Origin of the sequence: Stenotrophomonas sp. FSL W7-1447, from assembly GCF_037966425.1 — a bacterium.
Classification (GTDB): Bacteria; Pseudomonadota; Gammaproteobacteria; order Xanthomonadales; family Xanthomonadaceae; genus Stenotrophomonas; species Stenotrophomonas pavanii.
This window is the reverse complement of the sequence record NZ_CP150199.1, coordinates 135,795-158,695: the sequence shown is the minus strand read 5'-3', so window position 1 is coordinate 158,695 and position 22,901 is coordinate 135,795. Positions and strand designations below refer to the sequence as shown.

7 protein-coding genes are annotated in these 22,901 nt (G+C 66.2%); 2 read left to right on the top strand and 5 right to left on the bottom strand.

Going from position 1 to position 22,901, the window contains the following annotated elements; all coding sequences use genetic code 11:
* Positions 1 to 158 precede the first annotated feature (158 nt).
* From NSQ78_RS00600 to glnA, 5 genes are all read right to left on the bottom strand, one after another.
* A complete protein-coding gene (locus tag NSQ78_RS00600; protein WP_064237389.1) occupies positions 159 to 15,179 on the bottom strand; it encodes a hemagglutinin repeat-containing protein in 15,021 nt (5,006 codons plus the stop codon).
* 106 nt (positions 15,180 to 15,285) lie between these two features.
* On the bottom strand, positions 15,286 to 17,010 hold the full coding sequence (locus NSQ78_RS00595; protein WP_064237388.1) for a ShlB/FhaC/HecB family hemolysin secretion/activation protein: 1,725 nt from the start codon (positions 17,008 to 17,010) through the stop codon (positions 15,286 to 15,288).
* Between the two features lie 295 nt (positions 17,011 to 17,305).
* Positions 17,306 to 18,736 carry an ammonium transporter gene (gene amt / locus NSQ78_RS00590; RefSeq protein WP_064237387.1) on the bottom strand — a complete coding sequence of 477 codons (1,431 nt, stop codon included), beginning with the start codon at positions 18,734 to 18,736 and terminating at the stop codon, positions 17,306 to 17,308.
* A 22-nt stretch (positions 18,737 to 18,758) separates the two neighbouring features.
* Entirely contained in the window at positions 18,759 to 19,097 is a 339-nt protein-coding gene (locus tag NSQ78_RS00585; protein WP_004134334.1) for a P-II family nitrogen regulator, read from the bottom strand.
* 346 nt (positions 19,098 to 19,443) lie between these two features.
* Positions 19,444 to 20,853, bottom strand: coding sequence for a type I glutamate--ammonia ligase (gene glnA, locus NSQ78_RS00580; protein WP_019661939.1), 1,410 nt, complete (start codon positions 20,851 to 20,853; stop codon positions 19,444 to 19,446).
* 223 nt (positions 20,854 to 21,076) lie between these two features.
* Between glnA and NSQ78_RS00575 the strand changes: the two genes are divergently transcribed.
* On the top strand, positions 21,077 to 21,871 hold the full coding sequence (locus tag NSQ78_RS00575; protein ID WP_057493697.1) for an undecaprenyl-diphosphate phosphatase: 795 nt from the start codon (positions 21,077 to 21,079) through the stop codon (positions 21,869 to 21,871).
* 73 nt (positions 21,872 to 21,944) lie between these two features.
* The gene (locus NSQ78_RS00570; protein WP_049466280.1) at positions 21,945 to 22,769 is read left to right on the top strand and encodes an META and DUF4377 domain-containing protein; all 825 of its coding nucleotides are present in this window, start codon (positions 21,945 to 21,947) and stop codon (positions 22,767 to 22,769) included.
* The last annotated feature ends 132 nt before the right edge of the window (positions 22,770 to 22,901 follow it).

Below are 22,901 nucleotides of genomic sequence, written 5' to 3'. Positions count from 1 at the left end.
GCCCAACACAGCGGCTATGATGCAAACAAGTGATGTAAAAATTGCAGCCTGCGAAAGACTTCCTATCCGAGAACTCAGCGGAATGCCTATGAATAAAGCCCCGCCAAGCACGGAACTCGCAATCACGGAGACAATCTTTGCCCCCAATTCACGCTCAGTCACTGGCAGACCTCCACCATTTTTCCATCAGGGCCCCGGTAGCTCATGCATTTCTGCTTTGAGGGAAAAGTACTCCAAGGCCACTGCAACTTGCCAACTTCGCTACCAATATCGCGCGTATTGGGACTCCACACTTGTCTATCAGCCCACGAATTCGAGTTGAACATTGGACTCGAGCCCGTACCCCAGCCTCTAGTTGAGACTGAGAATCCACCGAATCCGTCCGGAATCACTTGTCGGATCACAAAGCCCGGATCCAATGCATGTGCTCCAGGCACCGTGATGTTGATCAGACTACTCGTGCTCGGATCGACGAGATGCGTTACGTAACCTAGAGACAGACCCATGATGGAAAGATAGCTCACCACGCCGTTGTCCGCCAAACCCTTACCATCCGTACCGGGTCCTGCATACCGCCTGAGCGCGTTGTATTGTGCAACGGCATCGCCACACGAGCTTGTATAGCTCACTACGCATGCAACCGAAGTCGTCGAGTACTCGTGCGGCTGCTTGGTGGACCCCACTGCCCATTCATAAGCGCCAAAAATTGACTGGAAAGTAGTACCGGGTTCGCCGACTGTATATTCAAGCCTCTTCACGGAATCAATGAATTCTTTCCGATCAACACTGCCGTCAAGATACTTTGGCATTCCAGCCGACATGTTGGCCGCAAGCAAAAGGGCATACGTTTCAATGTCAGATATCGAGCCAAATGCGAGTTTCTGCGTATTATCCTTCGCAGCATCTGCCGCATAGAGAGCGTTGAAATCCCGCACTCCGTTGAATATCTCAGGAATCAACCCGTCCACACACTCCTTCGAAGTACACGCAAGCAATCTCTCCGAGTTCGCGATACTGCGCTCGCTCGCTTCTTTCACTACTGCGACACGACATGCCTCATCAGTGGCGGAACACTGTTTCAAGTTGTCGCTAAGCGCCCGAACATCGCGTTTACTTAGGAAGTTGTTCTCAACCGAGTTCTCGGCAATCCCCGCATTCAACGCGATCCCAGCCAGATCCTGCCCCGACAGCCCACCCGCCAGTGCACCCACCGCCTGCGACAACGCCAGCACCATCTCCTTCTGTTCCGGACTCAATCTGGAAGGATCTCCCCCGGTCAACGTATTGGTCAGCACCTTCGCAGCCAACTCGCCGCCTGCCGCCGACACGGCACCGGTCCCTGCACTGCCACCATTGGCTTCCGCCAGCAGCGCACCCAACACCGCATGCGACAGCAATTGAAGCGTCGCGTTCGGGTCACTGCCATGGTTCGGGTCAAGCGTGCTGCCGATGAAATAGGCGGCATAGGGCGCCAGTGCATTGGAAGCGACCTGACCAGCACCTTGTCCCGCTACGCCTCCCACAAGCGCTGTCGTCACCGCGTTCAATGCACGGTTATATTCGCCGCCCGTGCCCCACTTCTTGGCATTTTCGTAGGCTGGGCTGTTTGCCGTCAGCACCGCATCGCGTTGTTCTGCACTCAGCGCGTTGAACGCCTTCTTCTGTTCCGTTGACAGGCTGTCGTAGTACGCCTGGGTTGCCTTGTTGCTCTGATAGGCCTGCACATCCACGGCGACCTGCTTGCTGGTGGCGAGCACCGTGCTGGCGGCGTTCGCCATTGCCTGCTGATCGGCCAGCAGCTTGTTGGCATCAGGCATCGCGTCCAGCGCGCGGTGTGCAGCGGCTGCATCGGTGTTGACACCCAGCTCGGCCGCGGTGGTCTTCCTGCCGCCAATGGTGATGTTGCCCTCGGTCAGCGTCGCGCGCGTGCTGGAGCTGTCGTTGCCGCTCTCATGCATGGGCAGCCCGCCACCCATTGAGACACCCGTCGGCCCCTCCAACTTGCCCGTCACGATGCTCGTGCCGATGCCCTTCAGCTGCTCGCCGGCCCCCACGCCCTTGCCGGCCGGTCCCTTGCCCCCGTTGCCGAAGCCACCACTGATGCTGCCCGAGCTGGCCTTGTAGTCCATGTGGTTCTGCAGGTCGGTGAACGTCAGCGAGCCCGCAGTCAGTTCACTGTTGCCCGCATTGGTGCTGGCAATCGCGCCGCCCACCAGGTTCACCTGGCCGGCATCGACGTGGTACCCGCCATTGCCGGCAAACAGGCCGCTCTGCTGGCCAACACCCTGATAGCTGCCGTTGGCCTTGCCTGCACTGGCATAACCATCAGCATTCCACGCAGTGCCGAACGACACCTGCACGCGGCCACCCACCTGGCTGTTCTTGGACATGCTCTCGGCGATGTCCTGCAACGACTCGATGGTCAGCGTGCCGCCGGTCTTGACGTCGATGCGATCAGCGGTCGCCGTGGCGCCACGGAGGGTGGTATCGCCCTCGGCCTTCATCGAGATGTTCTTGCCGGTCAGCGTGGTGTTCTGCCAGGTGCTGCTCTCGGCATTGGACTTGCTGCTGCCGACGCTGGCTTCGGCGTAAACGTACACGCCGGTCTGCGCGCCCACTGCGACGCCCACGCCGACTTCGGCGCCAGCATTGCTGCTCTTGCTGCGGTCGGCCACGTGCGCCTTGCCCGCTTCCAGCAGGATGTCACCGGCCGAATCCAGACTGAGCGTGTTGCCCGCGCTCAGATTGCCCTGCACCACGTGGATGTCGCCCTGGGTGCTGGTCAGGTTGACGTTGCCGCCCCCTTGGATGGTGGAGCCGCGCGAGACCTGGCTGCTGCCATCGGCACTGCTGCTGGAGGTCTTGAAGCCGACGCCGGCCTCGGCACTGAGCAGTGCCCCGCCTCCGCCCTTGCCGGCCATGCTGGAGATGGCACTGGCGGCCTGATAGGCATTGGCACCAGCGGCAAGTCCCTGCATCTTCTGCAGGCGGTCGTCGGACTTGCGCGCGGCGTCGACGTTGTTAAGCAGATCGATCAATGGCGACTTCACCCGCGCGAAGGCACCGATCTTCAGGTCCTTTTCGCTCTGCGAGTAGTGGCCACTTTCGTCGGCGGTCAGCAGCTCGATCTCGGCAGCGGTGATGTTCACGTCCTTGGCTGCCACTACATTGCTGGCGCTCTGCGTGTACTTGCCACCTGCGGTGAGGTTGACGTTGCCGCCGAGGCTGCCGACGGTGCTGGCCACCTGTGAGACCTGCGCGCTGTCATCGCGATGCTGTTCGCGATGCCAACCGGAGAATTTCTCGGTATCGGAGATCTGCACAGTGCCGATCGCCTTGCTGTCCGAGCGGTTGGCATTGCTGACCGTGTCCTGCCCGCTACGGATCGTCAGATCGCCCGCAGCACGGATGCTGACGTCCTTCTCCGCCGCAATGTTCGCAGCAGTGAGACCGATGTCACCCTCCGTGGTGGCCATGCGCACGCCACCACCGACCGACAGCTGGGTGCCGGTAATGGTGTCGCTCTGTCCGGCGCCATCGCTGCGTGAGTTGTTGGTGCCGAACGGCAGGCCTGCCGAGTTGGTGGCGATACCCCAACCCTTGCCACGGCTGTCGCTGTCACTGCGCTCGGTATTGTGCGCGACATCGAACACGATGTCCTTGGTGGCCAGCAGGGCGGCATTGCCCTCGGCCGACATCTGCGCACCCTGGCTGGTGATCGAGCCGCCATTGGCAATCAGCGAGAGATTGCCACCTGCATTGAGGTTGCTGACCCGGGCATCACTGGTCGAGTGGCTCTGGTTGCTGTTCGAGCGCTGGCTGCCAGCCGTGATCGCCGGCAGCACAGCCGCCGACACGCCGGCCGCCACGCCCTCGGCGGTGCGCGTGATCCGGCCCATCATCGTGCCGCTATCGGCCATGCCTTCGGTAGCGTTGTCGCGTGCGGCGCGGTACGCCTTGGCCGGGTCGTAGGTGACGCCCACCGAGAACCCGCTGGACTTGCTCGACTGGCTGGACTGCGTATCCACGGTGTCCTGCCGGGCAACCAGATTGATGTCCCTGCCGACCAGGGTCAGATCCTTGCCTGCCGCCACGTCGGACGCCGCGACCGTCAATTGGTTGCCGGCGTTGATCAGCACGCTGCCTTCGCGCGAGGCGATGGCCGAGCCGACCTGGGTGGTCGACTGCTCGGCAGTGCTGCTGCTGTTCTTCGAGCTACCGTAACCGATCGAAGCGGTGCCATTGGAGAAGCCACCGGTGAAGCCGGACTTCTTCCTGCTCTCGCTGGACTCGCTGCTGTGATGGTCCTCAGCGGAGGTGATCAGCACATTGTTGCCAGCGCCGAGAACGACCGTACCCGTGGCATCGACCACCGCGCCCACCGCGGTCAGGTCACGGCCGGCGGTGACGCTCACGCTCTCGCCCATCAGACCGGTGCCGATCGCGTAGCTGTCGCTGCTCTCGGCATGGCGGGTGGTGGTGGTGCTCGAAAGTGTCTTCTTTTTCTTATCGTAACTGTCCAGGCTGAAGTCATGCGTCTCGCTGGCCGAGAGCAGGTTGACGTCGCGACCGGCGGTCACACTCAACGTGCCATCCGAGCTGGTGGCCTGGGTAGCGGTCAGATTGATATCGCGGTTTGCCCTCAGCACCATGTTGTCGCCAGCCAGAAGCTGGCTGCCGCGCACGGTCTCATCACTCTGGCTGATCTGCAGCGAGCTGCGCTTGCCACCGGCGTTGAAGTCGCTGCTGCGGCTGTCCACCAGCACCTGGCTGTTGATGTCCCCACCGGCCTGGAGGGCCATGCCGCCATCGGCCTTGATGCGGGTTGCAGCCAGGTTGATGTCCTTGCCCGCTGCCAGCACCACATCGCCAGCGCCTTCAATCGAAGACACCGCATGCGTAGTCTGGCTGTTGCTGGTGTGATTGCGGTTGTCGTGGTTCAGCGCGCTGCTCTGGCCCAGCGTCTGCGCACCCAGGTCCAGGGTGCCGCCAGCAACCAGCTGGGTGATGCCATCCTTCCCGGCATTGCGGATCTCCGCCGCCTTGAGGCCGATGTCACCGCCGGCCACCACCGACAGCACGCCGTCGCCGCTGGGATTGGTGACATACAGGCCAGCCACGCGATCGAGCGTGGTCTTCTGCTGCGACAGGCGATCGCCCTGGTCCTTCCATTCCGTGGTAGTCGAAGCCACGGTGATGTTGCCGCCGGCCTTCAGTGCGAGCGCATCGGTAGCCTTGACGGTACTTCCGATGATGTCGATGTCCTGCCGCGCCGACAGGCCCACCTGGGCACCGCTGATCTGGCCGCCAGACAGGTTGCGGATGTTGCCGGCATCGATGCTGACCAGCTGCCGGCCGGCAATCGTGCCGCTGTTAACCAGGTCACCGCGCAGCTTGACGTCCACCTCCGCGCCGGCCAGCAATGCGCCATCGTTGCCAAGGTCGCCCGGCAGCACCCGCAGGTAGACCTGCGGGACCAGCGCGCGAACCACCGAGCCATCGGCCAGGGTGACGTCCTTTTCCACCAGCCAGACGATGTCGCTGGTCAGGCGTGCCATCTGCTCGGCGGTGAGCGCTACGCCGGGGCGCAGGTCCCATTCGCTCGCCACCGTGGCACCGGCCTCCAGCAGCGCGCGGTACTGCTCCTCGTCGCTGGCGTGGCCGCTAAGGAAGCGGCGGCCGGTGAGCTCTCCGATCTGCTCGCGCACCAGCTTCTGCTCGTAGAAGCCATCACCCAGACGCTTCTGCGTCTGCGCGGGATCGAAGCCTGCGCGCTGCAGAAGGTAGTCCGAGCTGAGCCAATCACGATAGCTGGTAAAGCGCGGGTCGGTTTCCACGATGTGGTTGCCACGGTTGGCATCCACATTGAACAGGCTGGCGGTGGGCGCACTGGCATTCGGGTTGGTGGTGACCACCACGCGCGGATCAGCACCGGTTGTCGTTGTGGCCTGCTTGCCATCCACCGCGGCATTGCCACCACTGCCGGCATGCTCTCCGGCGCGCACCGCCGCCGGGCCGTTGGCATTGGCCTGCCCGGCCTCGGTGGCACTGATGTCCTGGGTCGTGCCAGCGCCCGCCCCGGCATTGCCGGCCTGGCCGGGGCCCTGGGCACCCGCCGCGTCTGCCCGCACGCCGTCGGCCTGCGCTACCGCCTGCTGATGGCCGCCGTTGGCCCCCTGCGCCGCGCCAGCGGCGCCCGGCCCCTGCGCGTCCACGCTGCCCGCACCCTGCCCCGTGCTCTGGCCGGGCCCCTGCACGCTGCCCGCGCCGGGACCGACCGCACCTGCACCGCGGCCGTTGGTATCCACCTGCGCGGTGCCCTTGCCACCACCGGCGTTGGGGTTGCTGCCCCCGGTGTTGTCGTTGCGCAGGTTGCCGACATCGATGGTGAGCTTGCCACCGGCGGTTATCGACGAACCCAACGCACCGGTCTTCTCGGTGATCGGTGCCGCCTTCCAGCGGCTGGAGGAGCCACCGTAGGTGATGGACACGTTGTCGAAGGTGCTGGTGCGGGTCAGCTGCTCGGCAGCATTGATCACCTCGGATTGATCGCGATTCAGGCCGACGATGGCCAGGTCGCGACCCGCAGCGATGTTGGCGAAACGGTTCTCCAGCCGATCGGTGCTGATCCGCATGTTGCCGCCCGCATTGATCACGGCGTTGTTGCCTGCCGAGACCACCACGTCTTCCACGGTGGTGCGGGTGGCAATGCGGGTCTTCTCGTTGCCGCTGGTCTCCTGCGGGTGACGCTGCATGTTGATCAGCGTCGCATCCGGATTGTCATAGTCCGGATAAGTGATGAGCTGCACGCAGGTGGTGGTGCAGGTGCCGTAGGCGTTGTTGTACCGGAGGGTATCGGTCACGTACTCGATCGGCGGCGAACCGGCCCCGCGGACGGAGAGGTCGCGGAAGGGATCTTCCGCGCCCGCGCCGAGCTGGTCGGGATTGTTGCGGTTGTCGGCACGGCCGACGTAATAGATCGTGACGGTGCCGTCCTGCACGTTGAGGCGTTCGCGTGAAGCGCGCGCACCGTACGCGCCGCCGCGGGCAAAGGCATAGGCGCTGGTGTTGCTGGTCAGCCGGATGACCGCCTTGCGGATCTGCTGGCCATCCGGGGTGACGTAGGGGGTGTCTTCCAGGATGTCCGACGGATCAAGGTAGTAGATCTCGTACGGCTGGTAGTTCGAGGTTGCCCTGAAATCGCGGTTGTTGTTGTTGGCGTTCTTGAACCAGCCGGGCTGCTCCAGCCGGACCGGCGCGTGCACGGTGGTGACCTTCTCCACGACTACGTTCTCGCGGATGTTGTTCACTGCCAGCGCGGACAGATCCAGGTTGCCGCTGACCTCGATGGTGGATCCGATGTTGTCCACCCGCTGCGCGCTGCCAACTGCGGCCAGGCCGTTCAGGGCGCCGCCGATGGCGGCGTCGCCATCGCTGAAGATCAGGCTCTTGCCGCTGTTGGTCAGCGTGCCGACGCCGAGGTCCACGCGCTGGCGCGCGGCGATGGTGCCTGCACGCTCCACGCCACCGATGTTGGCCGCCACGTTGTTGAGCGAGCCCGCCTGGATGGCGACGCGGTCACCGTAGATGCGGCCGCTGCCGATGTTGTCGACGGTCGCGGCGGTGATATGGGTGACGTTGCCGTCCAGCAGGCCGTAGTTGACCAGTGCGCCGCCCGCTGCAAGGCGGGTCAGGCCGATGCTGCTGATCTCGCCGGTGGACGCATTGGTGATGTTGCCCGCATTGATGTTGACGTTGGCGCCGGCCAGCTTGCCGGTGTTGTCCAGGTTGCCCTGGATGGACAGGCTCAGCGTGCCGTTGGCCACCATCTCGCCACGGTTGGTGTGGCTCTGTCCCAGCTCCAGGGTCATGTCACCCTGCGACATCAGCCGGCCGTCACCGATGATCTCGCGGGTGCGGAGGGTCTGCTGCCTGCCGGCCACCAGGGTGCCGCCGCTGTTGACCAGGGTATCGGCGCGGACATCGGAGCCCAGGGCCGCCGACACCAGGCCACCGCTGTTGTCCAGGCGCTGGTTCACCTGCAGCACGAGGTTGTCCGCAATCACCTGGCCGTTCTGGTTGTCCAGGTTGCTGGTGGTTACCTGCAGGGTCTTGCCCTGCAGCCCCAGTGCAGGACCATTGCCCGGGCTGAGCGTATTGCGGTTGTCGACGTGGCTGGCCTGCAGGTCGAGGCGGCCGGTTGCGGCCACCAGGCCGCCACTGTTGAGCAGCGCGCCCTGCAAGCCGATATCGGCGTTGCCAGCGGCGGTCACGCTGCCACCACTGTTGGCCAGCTGCTGCGCGCGCAGCAGCAGGTCGGCCGCACTCACCAGCGAGCCACCGCCACTGTTGTCGATGTTGATGGCCTGCACGTCGGCGCCGGACTTGGCGGACACGGCGCCGCCACGGTTGTCGAGATCGCCGCTGCGGATCTGCAGCGTGCCGCTGCTGACGATGCCGTTGCCATTGGAACTGGCATTGGTCAGCCGCTGTCCCCAAGTGTTGATGCTGAGCGCCGCCGCCGATTGCAACAACCCGCCGGTATTGTCCAGCGCACCACTGCGCAGCTCCGCATTTCCGGAAAGGCTGGCAATGATGCCGCTGCGGTTGTCCAGCGCCTGGCCGCGGGTATCCAGCTGCAGGTCGTTGGCGATGATCCGGCCACTGGTGTTGTTCAGGCCGCTGGCCGAGACCTGCAGGTGCTTGCCGGCCTGGACCAGGCCAGCCTGGTTGCGCAGCACTTCACCGCTGGTCAGCTGCATGTCCTGACCAGCCGCCACGGTGCCACCGTCGTTGTTGATGGACTGTGCCTCGGCCAGCAGCGTGCCTCCGGCGGACAGGGTGCCCTTGTCGCTGTTCTCGAGCAGGCTGTCGACGCGCACGGTCAACGCGCTGGTGCCATCGCTGTGCACGGTGCCGCCGCGATTGTCGAACGCACCTGCTGTGAGGGTGGCGTCTCCTGTGGTCAGGATGCGGCCTCCGCGATTCTCCAGCGCACGGGTGATCGCCAGGGTGCTGCCACCGCCGCCGGCAGCCTGGATCGTGCCCCGGTTGTTGAGCAGCTGCGCGCTGCGCAGATCCAGCGTGCCATTGCCGGCAAGCGTGCCACCGGTGTTGTCCAGCCTTTCGCGCGCGGACACCTTCAAGGCATCGCGACCGGAGGCGATGATCGAACCGCCCGCGTTGAGCAGCGTGCCGGTATCCACGGCGATGCGGGCAGCCGACAGCGTGCCGTCACTCAGGTCGGTGGTCTCGCCGGTCAACTGCAGGGCGCCATTGCTGAGCAGCTTGCCGCCCTGGCCATTCAAGGTGTGCGCGTTGATGGCCAGCGTGCCGGTGCCGGCCTGCTGCACGGTGCCGCCAGCATTGCCGAACACTGCGCTGGTCAGGGCCAAGTCGCCATTGCTGGCGATCAGACCGTTGCCGCCATTGTCCAGTGAGGTGGTGGCCTGCACACTGCTGGCCTGCGTGCCCGTCGCCAGCAGCTTGCCGTTCTGGTTGTCGAAGCGGTCGGCAATGATGTTGAAGTGATCGGCACTGAGCGTGGCGCCGCGATGGTCCACAGTCATCGCATCCAGCTGCAATGCGCCTGCCGTGGCGATGCTTCCGGCAGCTCCATCCAGCTGGTTGGCCTGCACGGTCAACACGCCCTTGCCTGCATGGACGATGCTGCCCGCGGCGTTCACCAGCTGCCCGGCATCGATACGCAGGTTGCCGGCATTGCTGGCGAGGGTGCCGCCGCCGTTGTTGAATCGGCCGGTGACGGTGACCCGGCTGTCGGACGTACCTGCCGAGCTCAACGTGCCGCCCGCATTCGACAGCGAACCGGCGCTGATCTGCTGCGCGCCGTTGGCGGCAATGGTGCCGCCGTCATTGCCCAGCGCGCCGCGCACCTGCAGCGACATCGCCTGGTTGCCGGTGGCGTTCAGCGTACCGCCCGTGTTGTCGAGCTGGCCGACCTCGATGCTGACCTGCTGCGCGGCCGTGGTGCCCGCACTCAGATCGACGGTCTCGCCCTTCAGCTGCAGCTCGCCGTTGCTCACGATACGGCCGGCGTGGCCCTGCAGCGTAGTGGCATCGATCTGCAGCAGGCCGTCACCCGCCTGCTCGATGCTGCCGCTGCGGTTGTCCAGCGAAGCCGCCGCCACCTGCATGCCCGCGCCACTGGCAATCACGCCCTTGTTGCTGTTGTCGAGCAGGCCATCGGCCTTGACCACCAGCCGTTCAGCGCTGTGCAGCGCACCGCCCTGATTGTCGATGCTGCCGGAAGCGATGCCGAGCCCACCGTTGGCCAGGATGCGGCCACCGCGGTTGTTGAGGTCCTGGCCGATGCTCAGCTGGCTGGCCGCTGTACCCGCGGACTGCAGCGTACCGCCGGCGTTGACCAGCACGGCGCTGCGCAGATCCAGGCCGCCGTTGCTGGACACCGTACCGCCGCTGTTGTCGATGCGTTCGCGTGCGCTCAGCCGCAGCATGTCACTGCCGGTCGCGGTCAGCGTGCCGCCGGCGGTGACCAGGGTGCCGGTGTCCACCTCGATCCGCTTGGCGGAGGTGACACCCGCCCGCAGGTCGGTGGTGGTGCCCTTGAGCAGCAGGCTGCCATTGCTGACCAGCGTGCCGCCCGTACCGTTGAGCGCTCCGGCGCTGATCGACAGCACGCCTTCGCCGGCGTGCTGCACGCCACCGCCGGCATTGTCGAACACCGCCGCCTGGATGCCCAGGTCGCCATTGCTGGCCAGCAGGCCACCCTCGCCGTTGTCCAGCGTGCCGGCCACCTCGATCCGGCTGCCCTCGGCACCGGTTGCGATGACCTTGCCGGCCCGGTTGTCGAACGACTGTGCGTCCAGCGCGATGCGCTCGGCCTGCAGGGTGGCGCCGCGATGGTCCACGCTGCCCGCCTGCAGGGTGATGCCCCCTGCGCTGGCAATGGTGCCGCCCTGGCCATCCAGTTGCCCGGTACGCAGCAGCAGGCCCTGCGTGCCGGCATGGCTGAGCGTGCCCTTGACGTTGGCCATGCTGCCGGCGTCGATCTTCAGCGCCGCACCATTGCTGGCCAGCGTGCCGTTGCTGTTGTCGAACAGGCCATTGACGCGCAGCTCAGTGGACGCGCTGCCGGCCGAACTGAGCGTGCCGCCACGGTTGGAGAGCTCACCGGCTTCAATGTGCTGCGCACCGTTGCTGGCGATGGTGCCCGCGTCGTTGGCCAGCCGGCCGCTTACTTGCAATGCCAGCGTTCCGCTGCCGGTTGCACGCAGCGCGCCTGCACTGTTGTCCAGGCCGTCGGCCACGATATCGAGCTGCTCGGCCGCCACGCTGCCGCCGCGGAGATCCAATGAACCGCCCTGCAGAGACAGCGCGCGGGCAGCACCGATGCTGCCGCCCTGGCCCGACAGCATCTGCGCGTCGATGCGCAGGTTGCCGTTGGCGGAGATCGAGCCGCTGCGGTTCTCCAGCTGCGCGGCACGGATTGCGGATGCAGCGTCACCGGCGGCGATGAACTTGCCGTGGTCGTTGACGAAGCGGCCTGCGTGCACGTCGACGGCGCCATTGCTGCCCAGCGTTCCGCCGGTATTGTCGAGCAGGCTGCGGGCCTGCAACTGGAGCACCTGGCTGCCGAGCGCGCTCAGATTGCCGCCCGCGGTGATCACGCTGTCACCGGCGATGCTGATGCGTTGCGCCGTCGTGGTGCCATCGCGCAGATCGAGGGTATCGCCCTGCAGGTCCAGCGAACCGTTGCTGAGCAGGGTGCCACCGGCGCCGGTCAGGTCCTGCGTGGTGATGACCAGGCTGCCGGAACCGGCCTGCTGCACGGTTCCTCCGGCGTTGCCGAAGGTGCGCGCGTGGATGTCCAGGTTGCCATTGCTGGCAACGGTGCCTCCATTGCCATTGTCCAGCGTGCCCTGCACGCGCAGCGTGTTGCCGCCGGTGCCGGTGGCGATGATGCGCCCACCGCGGTTGTCCAACCCGGCCGCCGTGATATCCAGCTGTGCGGCAGCCAGCGATGCGTCCTGGTGGTCGACCTCGGCCGCAGTGAGCTGCAGGGCGCCAGCAGTGGCAATCTGTCCCTTCGCCCCGTCCAGGCGCCCGGTATCGATGACCAGGCCGGCGCTGCCCGCATGGCTGAGGGTACCGCCGGCATTGACCAGCGCGCCGCTCTTCAGCTGCAGATTGGCCGCGTTGCTGGCGATGCTGCCGCCACTGTTATCGAGCGTGCCGTCGACCCGGATCTGCGACGCTGCAGTACCCGCCGAAGTGAGCGCACCGCCGCGGTTGGACAGCGCGCCCGCCTGGATCTGCTGCGCGCCATTGGCGCTGATGCTGCCGCCGTCGTTGCGCAGCAGGCCCTGCACCTGCAACTGCATCGCGTTGTTGCCCAGGGACAACAGGCTGCCGCCGCTGGTGTCCAGGCCCGTGGCCGTGATCGTCACGTCACGGGCGCGGGTGTTGCCCTTCTGCAGGTCCAGCTGCTGCCCGCTCAACTGCAGCTGGCCGTTGCTGGCGATGCTGCCGCCAGCCCCCTGCACGGTGATCGCCTCGATCTGCAGCGTGCCGGTGCCGGCATGGTCGATGCTGCCGCCCTCGTTCAGCAGCCCATCGGCCTTGATGTCCAGATCGCCATTGCCGGACAGCAGGCCGCGCTGGTTCTGCAACCGCTGGCTAGCATGGATGCGGCTGGTGCCAGTGCCTGCGGCGATCAGTTTGCCGCCATCGTTGATGAGGATGCCACTGTTGATGTCCAGCGCACCATTGGCGCCAACGGTGCCGCCGCTGTTGTCCAGGGTGCGCGATACCTGCAGCTGCAGCGCGTCGCCGCCCGTCGAGGTCAGCGTGCCACCGGCGGTGGTCAGGTCGCCGGCACGTGCATCGATGCGCTGCGCGGCGGTGGTGCCGTTGCGCAGGTTCAGGGTATTGCCGTGCAGCTGCAGGGTGCCGTTGCTGAGAACAGTGCCGCCCTGGCCCTGCAGGTTGGCGGTGGCAATGCGCAGGTTGCCGGCGCCCGCCTGCTCCACGGTGCCGGCAGCATTGCCGAAGGACGCCGCGTCGATCTGCAGGTCGGCGTTGCTGGCCAGCAGGCCACCGTCGCTGTTGTCCAGGTGATTGCGGACGTTGAGCGTACTGGCCTGCAGCCCGGTGGACAGCACGCGGCCGCCACGGTTGTCGAAGTCCTGTGCGGTCAGCTCGAGCTCGCGGGCGACCAGCTGCGCACCGCGATGGTCGGCACGGCCCAGCAGCAGGTCTGCCGCGCCTGCGGTGGCGATGCTGCCCTGCACACCGTCCAGTACCCCCGCACGCAGCAACAGCCCTTCACTGCCAGCGTGGCTGATGCCACCTCGCGTGTTGACCAGGGTGCCGATGTCCAGACCCAGGCGCGTGGCATTGCTGGAGATGCTGCCCTCGCTGTTGTCGAGCTGGCCAATCGTCCAGGTCGTCTCGGCGCTGCCACCGTGGGCAAGGCTGCCGCCGCGATTGATCGCCGACATCGCCTTCAACTCGAAGCCACGGGCGAAGGTCATGCGGCCGCCGCTGTTGTCCAGCTGTTGCACCTGCGCGCTGGCCGCGCCCTGGACCTGCAGGGTGCCACGCATGTTGCGCAGCGCCTGTCCCTGCACCTGCAGGGTGCTTGCGCCCAGGGTGCCGTCGCTGTTGTCCAGGCTGTTGCGGGCGCTGAGCTGCAGGTCGCCACTGGCTTCAATGCGGCCGCCGTCGTTGCTCAGGGTTCCGGCGATGTTGAGCAGGCCGGTTGCCAGCGGCGGGAGCGACGTGACCGGCGGGGTGCCGGTGCCAGGAGAGCCGGTGCCCGGGGTCCCCGTGCCTGGCGTGCCGGTACCCGGGTTGCCCGTACCCGGTGTCCCGGTTGCCGGTGTACCCGTGCCTGGCAGGGTACCGGTGCCGGTACCCGGCGACGCACTGGCCACGTTGCCGATGCGGCCCTGCAGATTGCTGACGTCGGCCGCCTGCAGCTGCAGCACCTGCGCGCCAAGCTGTTCGATGCTGCCGCCGCGGTTGCGCAGCGCATCGGCATTCACTTCGATGCGTCGCGCATTGAGCGTGCCGCCACTATTGTCCATATCTGCCGGGGTCTGCACGCGCAGCTCGCGCTCGGCACTGAGCGTGCCGGCATTGGCGATGCCCGCGCTGGCATCGATGCGCAGGTCCTGTTGCGCATGCATCGCGCCGGTGTTCTGCAGCCGGCCGTCGGCAGTGACGACCAGCTCGCCGGCCTGCGCGCCGATCTTGCCGGCGTTGCTCACGCCCACGCCGTGTTCGTTGCCGACCAGCCAGATGCGATTGGCGTACATGCCGCCCAGCGCGCCCACATCCAGCGCGAAGGTGGGCGCCGCGGATGCAGGACTCTGCAGCTGCACGCTGCTGTGGTCAGCGCTGACCACGTTGCTGCCCAGGCTGGCCTGCAGCTGGTTGGCCCAGATGCCGGCGTTGACCTGCAGCGAACGGGTGATGATGTCGGTGTAGTCGGCGCGACTGGTATCCAGGCCTGCGCCACCGATACCGATGCTGCCACCTTCCACGCGGTACCCGTCCAGCACGCCCTGGGTGACGATCGGCGTACCGGTGGTGAGGGTCACCCGGCTGGCATTGAGGAAGCCCGCGCCATTGACCTGGATGCCGGCCGGGTTGGCGATGACCACCTGCGCCCGCGCACCCGCCACTTCCACGTAGCCATTGAGGTGGCTCGGATTGCTGCTGTTGATCTCGTTGAGGATGACGCGCGCGCTACCCGTGGCCAGCCACGGATTGCCCTGCACCCAGCCGCCCAACTGGGTCTGCACCTCACCGCGCGAGTTGTTGAGGATGACGCCCTGCTGGCCGACGTCGAACTGCTGGTAGGTATTGCGCGACACGCCGCCAGCGCTGGGCGTGGTGATGTTGACCTGGGGCGTGCCGTTGGCCGAGGTGATCACCGTCGGGCGCTGGTTCGCCGGCGCGCCGGGGTCTGCGGCAATTCGGCCCGGGTCGGCCGGCGCCTGCTGCGCGGACAACGGCTGCACCAGACCCACCCACCCCAGCATCAGCCACAGCGCGAAACTGATCGGACGCAGCGTGCCAACCGTACGGCCTTCCCGGTTGTCGGCACCGCCGTGCGCGGCGTTGACCAGCTCGGACGCCACCTGCATGACCCCGAGCGTACGGTTGAAGACCAGACGGTAGACTTTGTTCACGGCGCTGATTCCTTTCGGTGCTGTTGGGTTGTATGCGCAGCAGGCTGCGCGGTACCACATCGTGTTGGCCGCGCAGCGGACTGCGCAGGCCGGTCATGTGCAGGTGTCAGAACGAGACGCCCACGTTCATTCCGAACGTGGTGTAGGCGGTCTGGAAACCACGTGGCTTGGACAGCGGGCTGCCGACGAACGCATCCCAGTTGATGTGGCGGGTGCCACCGCGAAGTCCGAGCGCGGTACCGGTGAGCCGGTTGCCCAGCAATCGCGCCGTGGACGGGCCGGCAACACGCCCGTGATCAACGGCAACGTAGGCCTCCACGCCGCCGCCCAGGGGCACACCCACTTCATTGCGCAGCAACCAGCCACGCTCACCGGTCAGCGACATTTCGCCATCAAAGCCACGCACGGTGTAGCGGCCACCAATGGAGAACCGGTCCTGCGGCACCAATGGCGAGCGGTTCCACTGCGCGCGCCAGCTGCCGATGTAGCGCAGGCTCTGCTTGCCCCACTGCAGGGGCAGGACCAGCTGCGCGTCCGCGGTATAGATGCGGCCATGCGCCGTGCCTTCGCCGAAGGCCTCTTCCGGCGCACGCAACGCGTTGAAGGCACCGGTACCCTTGCGGTACGCCAGGTTCACATCCAGCGTCGCCTTGCCGATGAAGTGACGGTGGCCCAGGCCCAGCTCCCAGCCGGCCATGCGGCGGCGCTGCACTTCGATCTCGGTGTCGTTGATGAAGTTGTCCGATTCGCGATACCAGCCACGCGCGTACATGCTGGTCTTGGCGTGCGCATTGCGGAACAGCATGCGGGTCAAACGCAGTTCCGCATTGCGGCTGGAGCCGCTGTAGACGTAGTTCTCGAACGCACCGGCAACGGTCTGCTCATAGTCGTACTTGCTGGCATTGGCGCCCAGCAACCAACCGCCCAGCGGCAGGCTGTAGTGCGCCGCCCAGCTGTCGGTGCCACGTTCGCTGCCATTGAACACCGATCTGCCCACGTTGATGTAGAACAGATCGCTCAGGCCCGCAGGGTTGTCCACCGACACCGTGGCACCGGCCTGCATCTTGCCCGTGCTCTGGCTGCCGGCATCGTCCAGGGTCAGATTGACCCGTACCGGGCGCGCCTGCTTCCAGCTGATCACCAGATCGCTTTCGCCGGGTTTGGCGGCCGCGCCGTCGGCTGGTGGCGCGATCTGTATGTCCACCGAGGCGGTCGGCACGCGTTGCAGGTTCTCCAGCGCCTGCTCGATGTCACGCAGGTTCAGCACCTCGCCGCGCGTCACCGGCATCGCGTTCCAGAGGGCGGGGGTGCGGCCTTTTCCATCGGCGAAGCGGATGGCGTTGACGCGCCCTGGCACGACCGTGAGCGTCAGGATGCCGGCCTTCAGGTCCTGCGGTGCGGCCAGGATGCGGGTGGTGACGTAGCCGCGCTCGATGATCGCGTTCTGAACGCGCTTCATCACGACGTCCACGCCGCCCGTACCCAAGCAGCGCCCGGTGGCGGGATCGCTGCGGGGATCAGCTGCCGCCAGCGCCCAGCGGAAGCGGTCCGCAAGATCCCCCTGCAGCGCGATGGCGTTGATGGTGAAGCACGGTGACTCCTCCACCGGCAGGTGGCCGAGGTCTTCGGTAGCCGGCTGCAGGCGGACGTCCGGCGTGGACTCCTGCTGTTCACGCAGGAGGCGCTCGCGCTCCTGCTGCCGGAGCAGTTCCTGCTCCGGCGACACCGTCTGCGCCCATGCCGGCGCCTGGAGGCCGGCGATGGCCAATCCCACGCCCACGGACAACCGCCACCGCAACGCGCGGCTGCGTACCTTACGTCCCTGTTTCACGATGCTCTTTCCCTGCGGATAACTGCCAGCCCGACGAGTATTCGGCTGGAAGAGGCCGCACTTTAGGGGAATCGCATGGAAGGCGACAGAGCCGGCAAGCTACGCGGGCCAAAGCCTTGCCCAGCAAAGTGTGATGTCCGACGAGGCGGCTTCTGGCAGCCGGCGGCCATCGGAATCTGCTCCGACGCTGCCAGCCGGTGGATAGACATCGGCGGCCCTAGGGCCGCCGAGGGCGGACGCCCGCTACTGCCTGTGCGACGGCAGTAACGAGGCGTCCGCGAAACCGTGAAGCCGGTCAGGCCTCGTACGCCGACTCGCCGTGCGAAGTCACATCCAGGCCGGTGCGTTCGGCCTCTTCGGTCACGCGCAGGCCGACCACGACCTTGACCACCAGCAGGATGACCGCGGTCACCACCGCCGACCACAGTACGGTCAGGCCGACGCTGACCACCTGCACCCACACCTGGTGGGCGATATCCAGATCGGCCTTGGTACCGCCCAGCGACTGTGCACTGAACACGCCGGTGAGGATCGCGCCGACGATGCCGCCGACACCATGCACACCGAACACGTCGGCAGTGTCGTCCACTTTCAGCAGGCGCTTGAGACCGGTCACGCCCCACACGCAGACCACGCCGGCGACGAAGCCGATCACGATCGCGCCAAGCGGCCCGACGGTGCCACAGGCCGGGGTGATGCCGACCAGCCCGGCCACCGCACCCGACGCCGCACCCAGTGCCGACGGCTTGCCCTTGCCGATCGCCTCCACCAGGGTCCAGCCAAGCACGGCAGCAGCGGTGGCCAGCACGGTGTTGAGGAAGGCCAGCGAGGCCACCGTATCGGCGGCGGCGGCGGAACCGGCATTGAAGCCGAACCAGCCCACCCACAGCAGCATGGCGCCGATGTAGGTAAACGGTACGTTGTGCGGCTTCAGCGCGGTCTGGCCGTAGCCCAGGCGCTTGCCGACGAACCACGCGCCGACCAGGCCGGCCACGCCCGCATTGATGTGCACCACGGTGCCACCGGCGAAGTCGATCGCGCCCAGTTCACCCAGGTAGCCGCCGCCCCAGACGATGTGGGCCATCGGGATGTAGCTGAGGGTGAACCACAGCGCCGAAAACAGCAGCACCGCGCGGAACTTGATGCGCTCGGCGAATGCGCCGACGATCAGCGCGGTGGTGATGCCGGCGAAGGTCGACTGGAAGGCGACGAACAGGTAATCCGGCAGGCCCTTGATCGGCGTGTTGCCCACCGACTCCGGGGTGAAGCCCTTGAGGAAGGCGAATTCGGTGAACGAACCGAAGAACGGATTGCCGGCGCTGAACACCGCGCTGTAGCCATAGGCCACCCACAGCAGCAGCACCAGCGAGAACACCACCAGGATCTGGCTGAGCACTGACAGCACGTTCTTCGAACGCACCAGGCCGCCATAGAACAGGGCCAGGCCCGGCACGACCATCAACAGCACCAGCAGGGTGGAGGTGAGCATCCAGGCGACGTCGCCACGATCGTAGGCGGCGGCGGCTTCGGCCACGGCCGGCGCAGCGGCGGTGGCGGCGGCATCGTGCAGCGGCTCGACCGCCACGCTTTCGCTGGGCAACGGCGAGACCTGGGCCTGGGCGTGGGCGTTGCCCGGCCAGGCGCCGGCGGCCAGCGCGCTGAGCAGCATCAGCAGGCACACCAGGTGGAACCGGGCTTGCCACCCGGTGAGAAGGCGCATCTTCATGGGGGGAATCTCCGGAAGGGGGTTACAGCGCGTCGGCACCGATTTCGCCGGTGCGGATGCGGATGACCTGTTCAACGGCGGTGACGAAGATCTTGCCGTCACCGATCTTGCCGGTGCCTGCCGACGACTGGATCGCTTCGATCACCGCGTCGGCACGCTCGTCGGTGACCACCGTTTCGATCTTGATCTTGGGCAGGAAATCCACGACGTACTCGGCGCCGCGATACAGCTCGGTGTGGCCCTTCTGGCGACCGAAACCTTTCACTTCGGTCACGGTGATGCCCGACACGCCTGCATCGGACAGGGCCTCGCGGACCTCGTCGAGCTTGAACGGTCGGATGATGGCGGAGATCAGTTTCATGCGCATGTCCCGATGGTGGATGGGGCCAGCGCGCCAGCGCGCGTTGGCATCAGGCAACCACGGGTCATCAGGATGATGACCGTGGCTGTTGCACCGGACACATACAGGGCCGGGACGGCCGTGCCTCTCTCCTTGCACGACCGACGCGGGAGGGAGGGCGGCCCTGGTCGCGTATCCGGTCTCTCTCTTGCCCCTGGATAAGCGGGCCAAAGGCCCGCGTTCCAATGCAGCGGACTGACAGTCCGCTCTACAACGACGGGCCTGCGCCCGCCTTGCGGCTCCCCAGCCGCGAAAACGGAAGCGATGGCGGCGGGTGGGAGGGGGAACCCACCGCCATCGCGCCCGGTCAGCTGGCGTAGTACAGCTGGTATTCCAGCGGGTGGGTGGCCGCGCGGAACTTGGTCACTTCCTGCATCTTCAGCGCGATGTAGCCGTCGATGAAGTCATCGCTCATCACGCCGCCGGCCTTCAGGAACTCGCGGTCCTTGTCCAGTGCTTCCAGCGCCTGGTCCAGCGAGGAGCAGACCTGCGGGATCAGCTTCTCTTCCTCCGGCGGCAGGTCGTACAGGTCCTTGTCGCTCGGTGCACCCGGGTCGATCTGGTTCTTGATGCCGTCCAGGCCGGCCATCATCAGCGCGGTGAAGGTCAGGTAGCCGGACTGGATCGGATCCGGGAAGCGCATCTCGATGCGGCGTGCCTTCGGGTTGGACACCCACGGAATGCGGCACGAGGCCGAACGGTTGCGGGCCGAGTAGGCCAGCATCACCGGCGCCTCGAAGCCCGGCACCAGGCGCTTGTAGCTGTTGGTGCCCGAGTTGGCGAAGGCATTGATGGCCTTGGCGTGCTTGAAGATGCCGCCGATGTACCACAGCGCCAGCTGGCTCAGGCCACCGTAGCCGTCACCGGAGAACAGGTTGGTGCCGCCCTTGGACAGCGACTGGTGCACGTGCATGCCGCTGCCGTTGTCGCCGACGATCGGCTTGGGCATGAAGGTGACGGTCTTGCCGTTGCGGTGCGCGACGTTCTTGATCACGTACTTCATGCGCAGCAGTTCATCGGCCTTCTGCACCAGGGTGCTGAACTTGGTGCCGATCTCGCACTGGCCGGCGGTGGCCACTTCGTGGTGCTGCACTTCCACCTCGATGCCGACCTGTTCGAGGGTCTTGCACATCTCAGCGCGCAGGTCGTGCAGGGTATCGGTCGGCGGAACCGGGAAGTAACCACCCTTCACGCCCGGGCGGTAGCCGCTGTTGGCGCCGTCGTACTTGGCGCCGCTGTTCCAGGCGGCTTCTTCGGAATCGACCTTGAAGAAGGTGTTGCCCATTTCATTGGCGAAACGGACCGAGTCGAAGATGAAGAACTCCGGCTCCGGGCCGAAGAACGCGGTTTCGGCGATGCCGGAGGACTTCAGGTAGGCCTCGGCGCGCTTGGCGATGCCGCGCGGGCAACGGCCATAGGCCTGCATGGTGGCCGGGTCGAGGATGTCACAGCTGATCACCAGGGTCGGATCGGCATAGAACGGATCAACATAGGCGCTGGACGGGTCCGGCAGCAGCACCATGTCCGACTCGTTGATGCCCTTCCAGCCGGCGATCGAGCTGCCATCGAACATCTTGCCTTCTTCGAACAGCGACGGCTCGACGATGCTGACCGGGAAGGTGACGTGCTGCTCGACGCCACGCATGTCCACGAAACGCAGATCGACGAATTCGATCTGGTTGTCCTTGATCAGCTTCTCAACGTTTTCCACGGACATCGGTACGACCTCGGATGGGGATGAATGCCTGCTGAGGTACAGCAATGACCGTGCCAACTTTTTGCGACCCGCAAGTCGTTGATTTCACTAAGCCCGCCCCACGCCGGTGCAGAACGGCGCGCACCAAACGGGTGCGCGGGGTACCGGACGCACCCGTTTGGTGCAGCGGGGATCGTCTATCCTCTCGACCTTCTTCCTTCCGCCGCGCGTGCACGCACCGTCCATGTCCGACCTGCTCTCCGCCCTGCTGCTGGGCATCCTCGAAGGCTTGACCGAATTCCTGCCGATCTCCAGCACCGGCCACCTGCTCATTGCCCAGCATTGGCTGGGAGCCCGCTCGGACTTCTTCAACATCGTCATCCAGGCCGGCGCCATCGTGGCCGTGGTGCTGGTGTTCCGCCAGCGCCTGCTGCAGCTGGCCACCGGCTTCAACCAGCGCGAGAACCGTGAGTACGTGTTCAAGCTGGGCGCTGCGTTCCTGGTCACCGCGGTGGTCGGCCTGGTGGTGCGCAAGGCCGGCTGGTCACTGCCGGAGACGGTCAGCCCGGTGGCCTGGGCGCTGATCATCGGCGGCGTCTGGATGCTGCTGGTGGAGGCCTACACCGCACGCCTGCCCGACCGCGACCAGGTGACCTGGACGGTGGCCATCGGCGTGGGCCTGGCGCAGGTGGTGGCCGGCGTGTTCCCCGGCACCTCACGTTCGGCCTCGGCGATCTTCCTGGCCATGCTGCTGGGCCTGAGCCGCCGTGCCGCCGCGGCCGAGTTCGTTTTCCTGGTGGGTATTCCCACCATGTTCGCCGCCAGCGCCTACACCTTCCTGGAAATGGCCAGGGCCGGGCAGCTGGGCAGCGAGAACTGGGCCGACGTGGGCGTGGCCTTCCTTGCCGCAGCCGTCACCGGCTTCGTCGTAGTGAAGTGGCTGATGGGCTACATCAAGTCACACACGTTCACCGCCTTCGCCCTCTACCGCATCGCGCTGGGCGCGGCACTGCTGCTGTGGTTGCCATCCGGCAGCTGAACAGCGCCGGGGCGTGGCAACCCCGTTGCCGGCCCCGCTCCGTTTCCCCCACGGTTCCCCAAGGAGAATCACCATGAACCGCAAGCTCACCCTGCTCCTTCCGCTGGCCCTGATGGCCGCCTGCAGCCAGACCCCGGCCCCGGCCGGCACCGGCGGCGACGACGTGGCCCCGGCCGCGGCCAAGGCAGCAGACCAGCAGACGCTGGCGCACCTGGATGCGCAGCGCCTGCAGAGCCAGCACTGGCGGCTGCAGCAGGCCACCGGCGCCGACGGCAAGCGCATCGACGCGCTGTTCGCCCGCGAAGACAAGCCGGTCACCCTGGACTTCGCTGAGGGCCGCCTGTCGGTCAGCAACACCTGCAACCGCATGGGCGGCGGCTACACCTTCGACGCTGGCAAGCTGAGCGTCAGCGCGATGGCGTCGACCATGATGGCCTGCACCGACAAGGCGCTGATGGCGCTGGACGAGGCCGTGTCGAGCCGCCTGCAGGGCGAACTGAAGGCCGAGCAGGGTGCCGATGGCACGCTGACCCTGACCAACGCCAAGGGCGACGTGCTGGTGTTCAACCCGGAACCGACCGCTGAAACCCGCTATGGCGGCGCCGGCGAGACCGTGTTCCTGGAAGTGGCGGCCAAGACCGAGAAGTGCTCGCACCCGCTGATTCCGGACTACCAGTGCCTGCAGGTGCGCGAAGTGAAGTTCGACGACAAGGGCCTGAAGCAGGGTGAGCCGGGCAAGTTCGAGAACTTCTACGGCACCATCGAGGGCTACACCCACGAAGACGGCGTGCGCAACGTGGTGCGCGTGAAGCGCTACGAGGTGAAGAACCCGCCGGCCGATGCGCCGTCGCAGGCGTACGTGCTGGACATGGTGGTCGAGTCGGCCATCGAGAAGTGATGTAGAGCCGACTGCCAGTCGGCTGACGGGTGGAGGGCGGCCGCAAGGCCGCCCTTCTTCGTTGTGGGTAGAGCCGGCCGCTGGCCGGCTGCCCTGCGCGGATCCGGCAGCACACGGGCGTTGCCGGCCAGC

Excerpts from the sequence above, each read along its gene's own strand:
- glnA (WP_019661939.1), bottom strand. The coding sequence starts at position 20,853 with ATGTCCGTGGAAAACGTTGAGAAGCTGATCAAGGACAACCAGATCGAA.
- NSQ78_RS00575 (WP_057493697.1), top strand. The coding sequence starts at position 21,077 with ATGTCCGACCTGCTCTCCGCCCTGCTGCTGGGCATCCTCGAAGGCTTG.
- NSQ78_RS00585 (WP_004134334.1), bottom strand. The coding sequence starts at position 19,097 with ATGAAACTGATCTCCGCCATCATCCGACCGTTCAAGCTCGACGAGGTC.
- NSQ78_RS00570 (WP_049466280.1), top strand. The coding sequence starts at position 21,945 with ATGAACCGCAAGCTCACCCTGCTCCTTCCGCTGGCCCTGATGGCCGCC.
- amt (WP_064237387.1), bottom strand. The coding sequence starts at position 18,736 with ATGAAGATGCGCCTTCTCACCGGGTGGCAAGCCCGGTTCCACCTGGTG.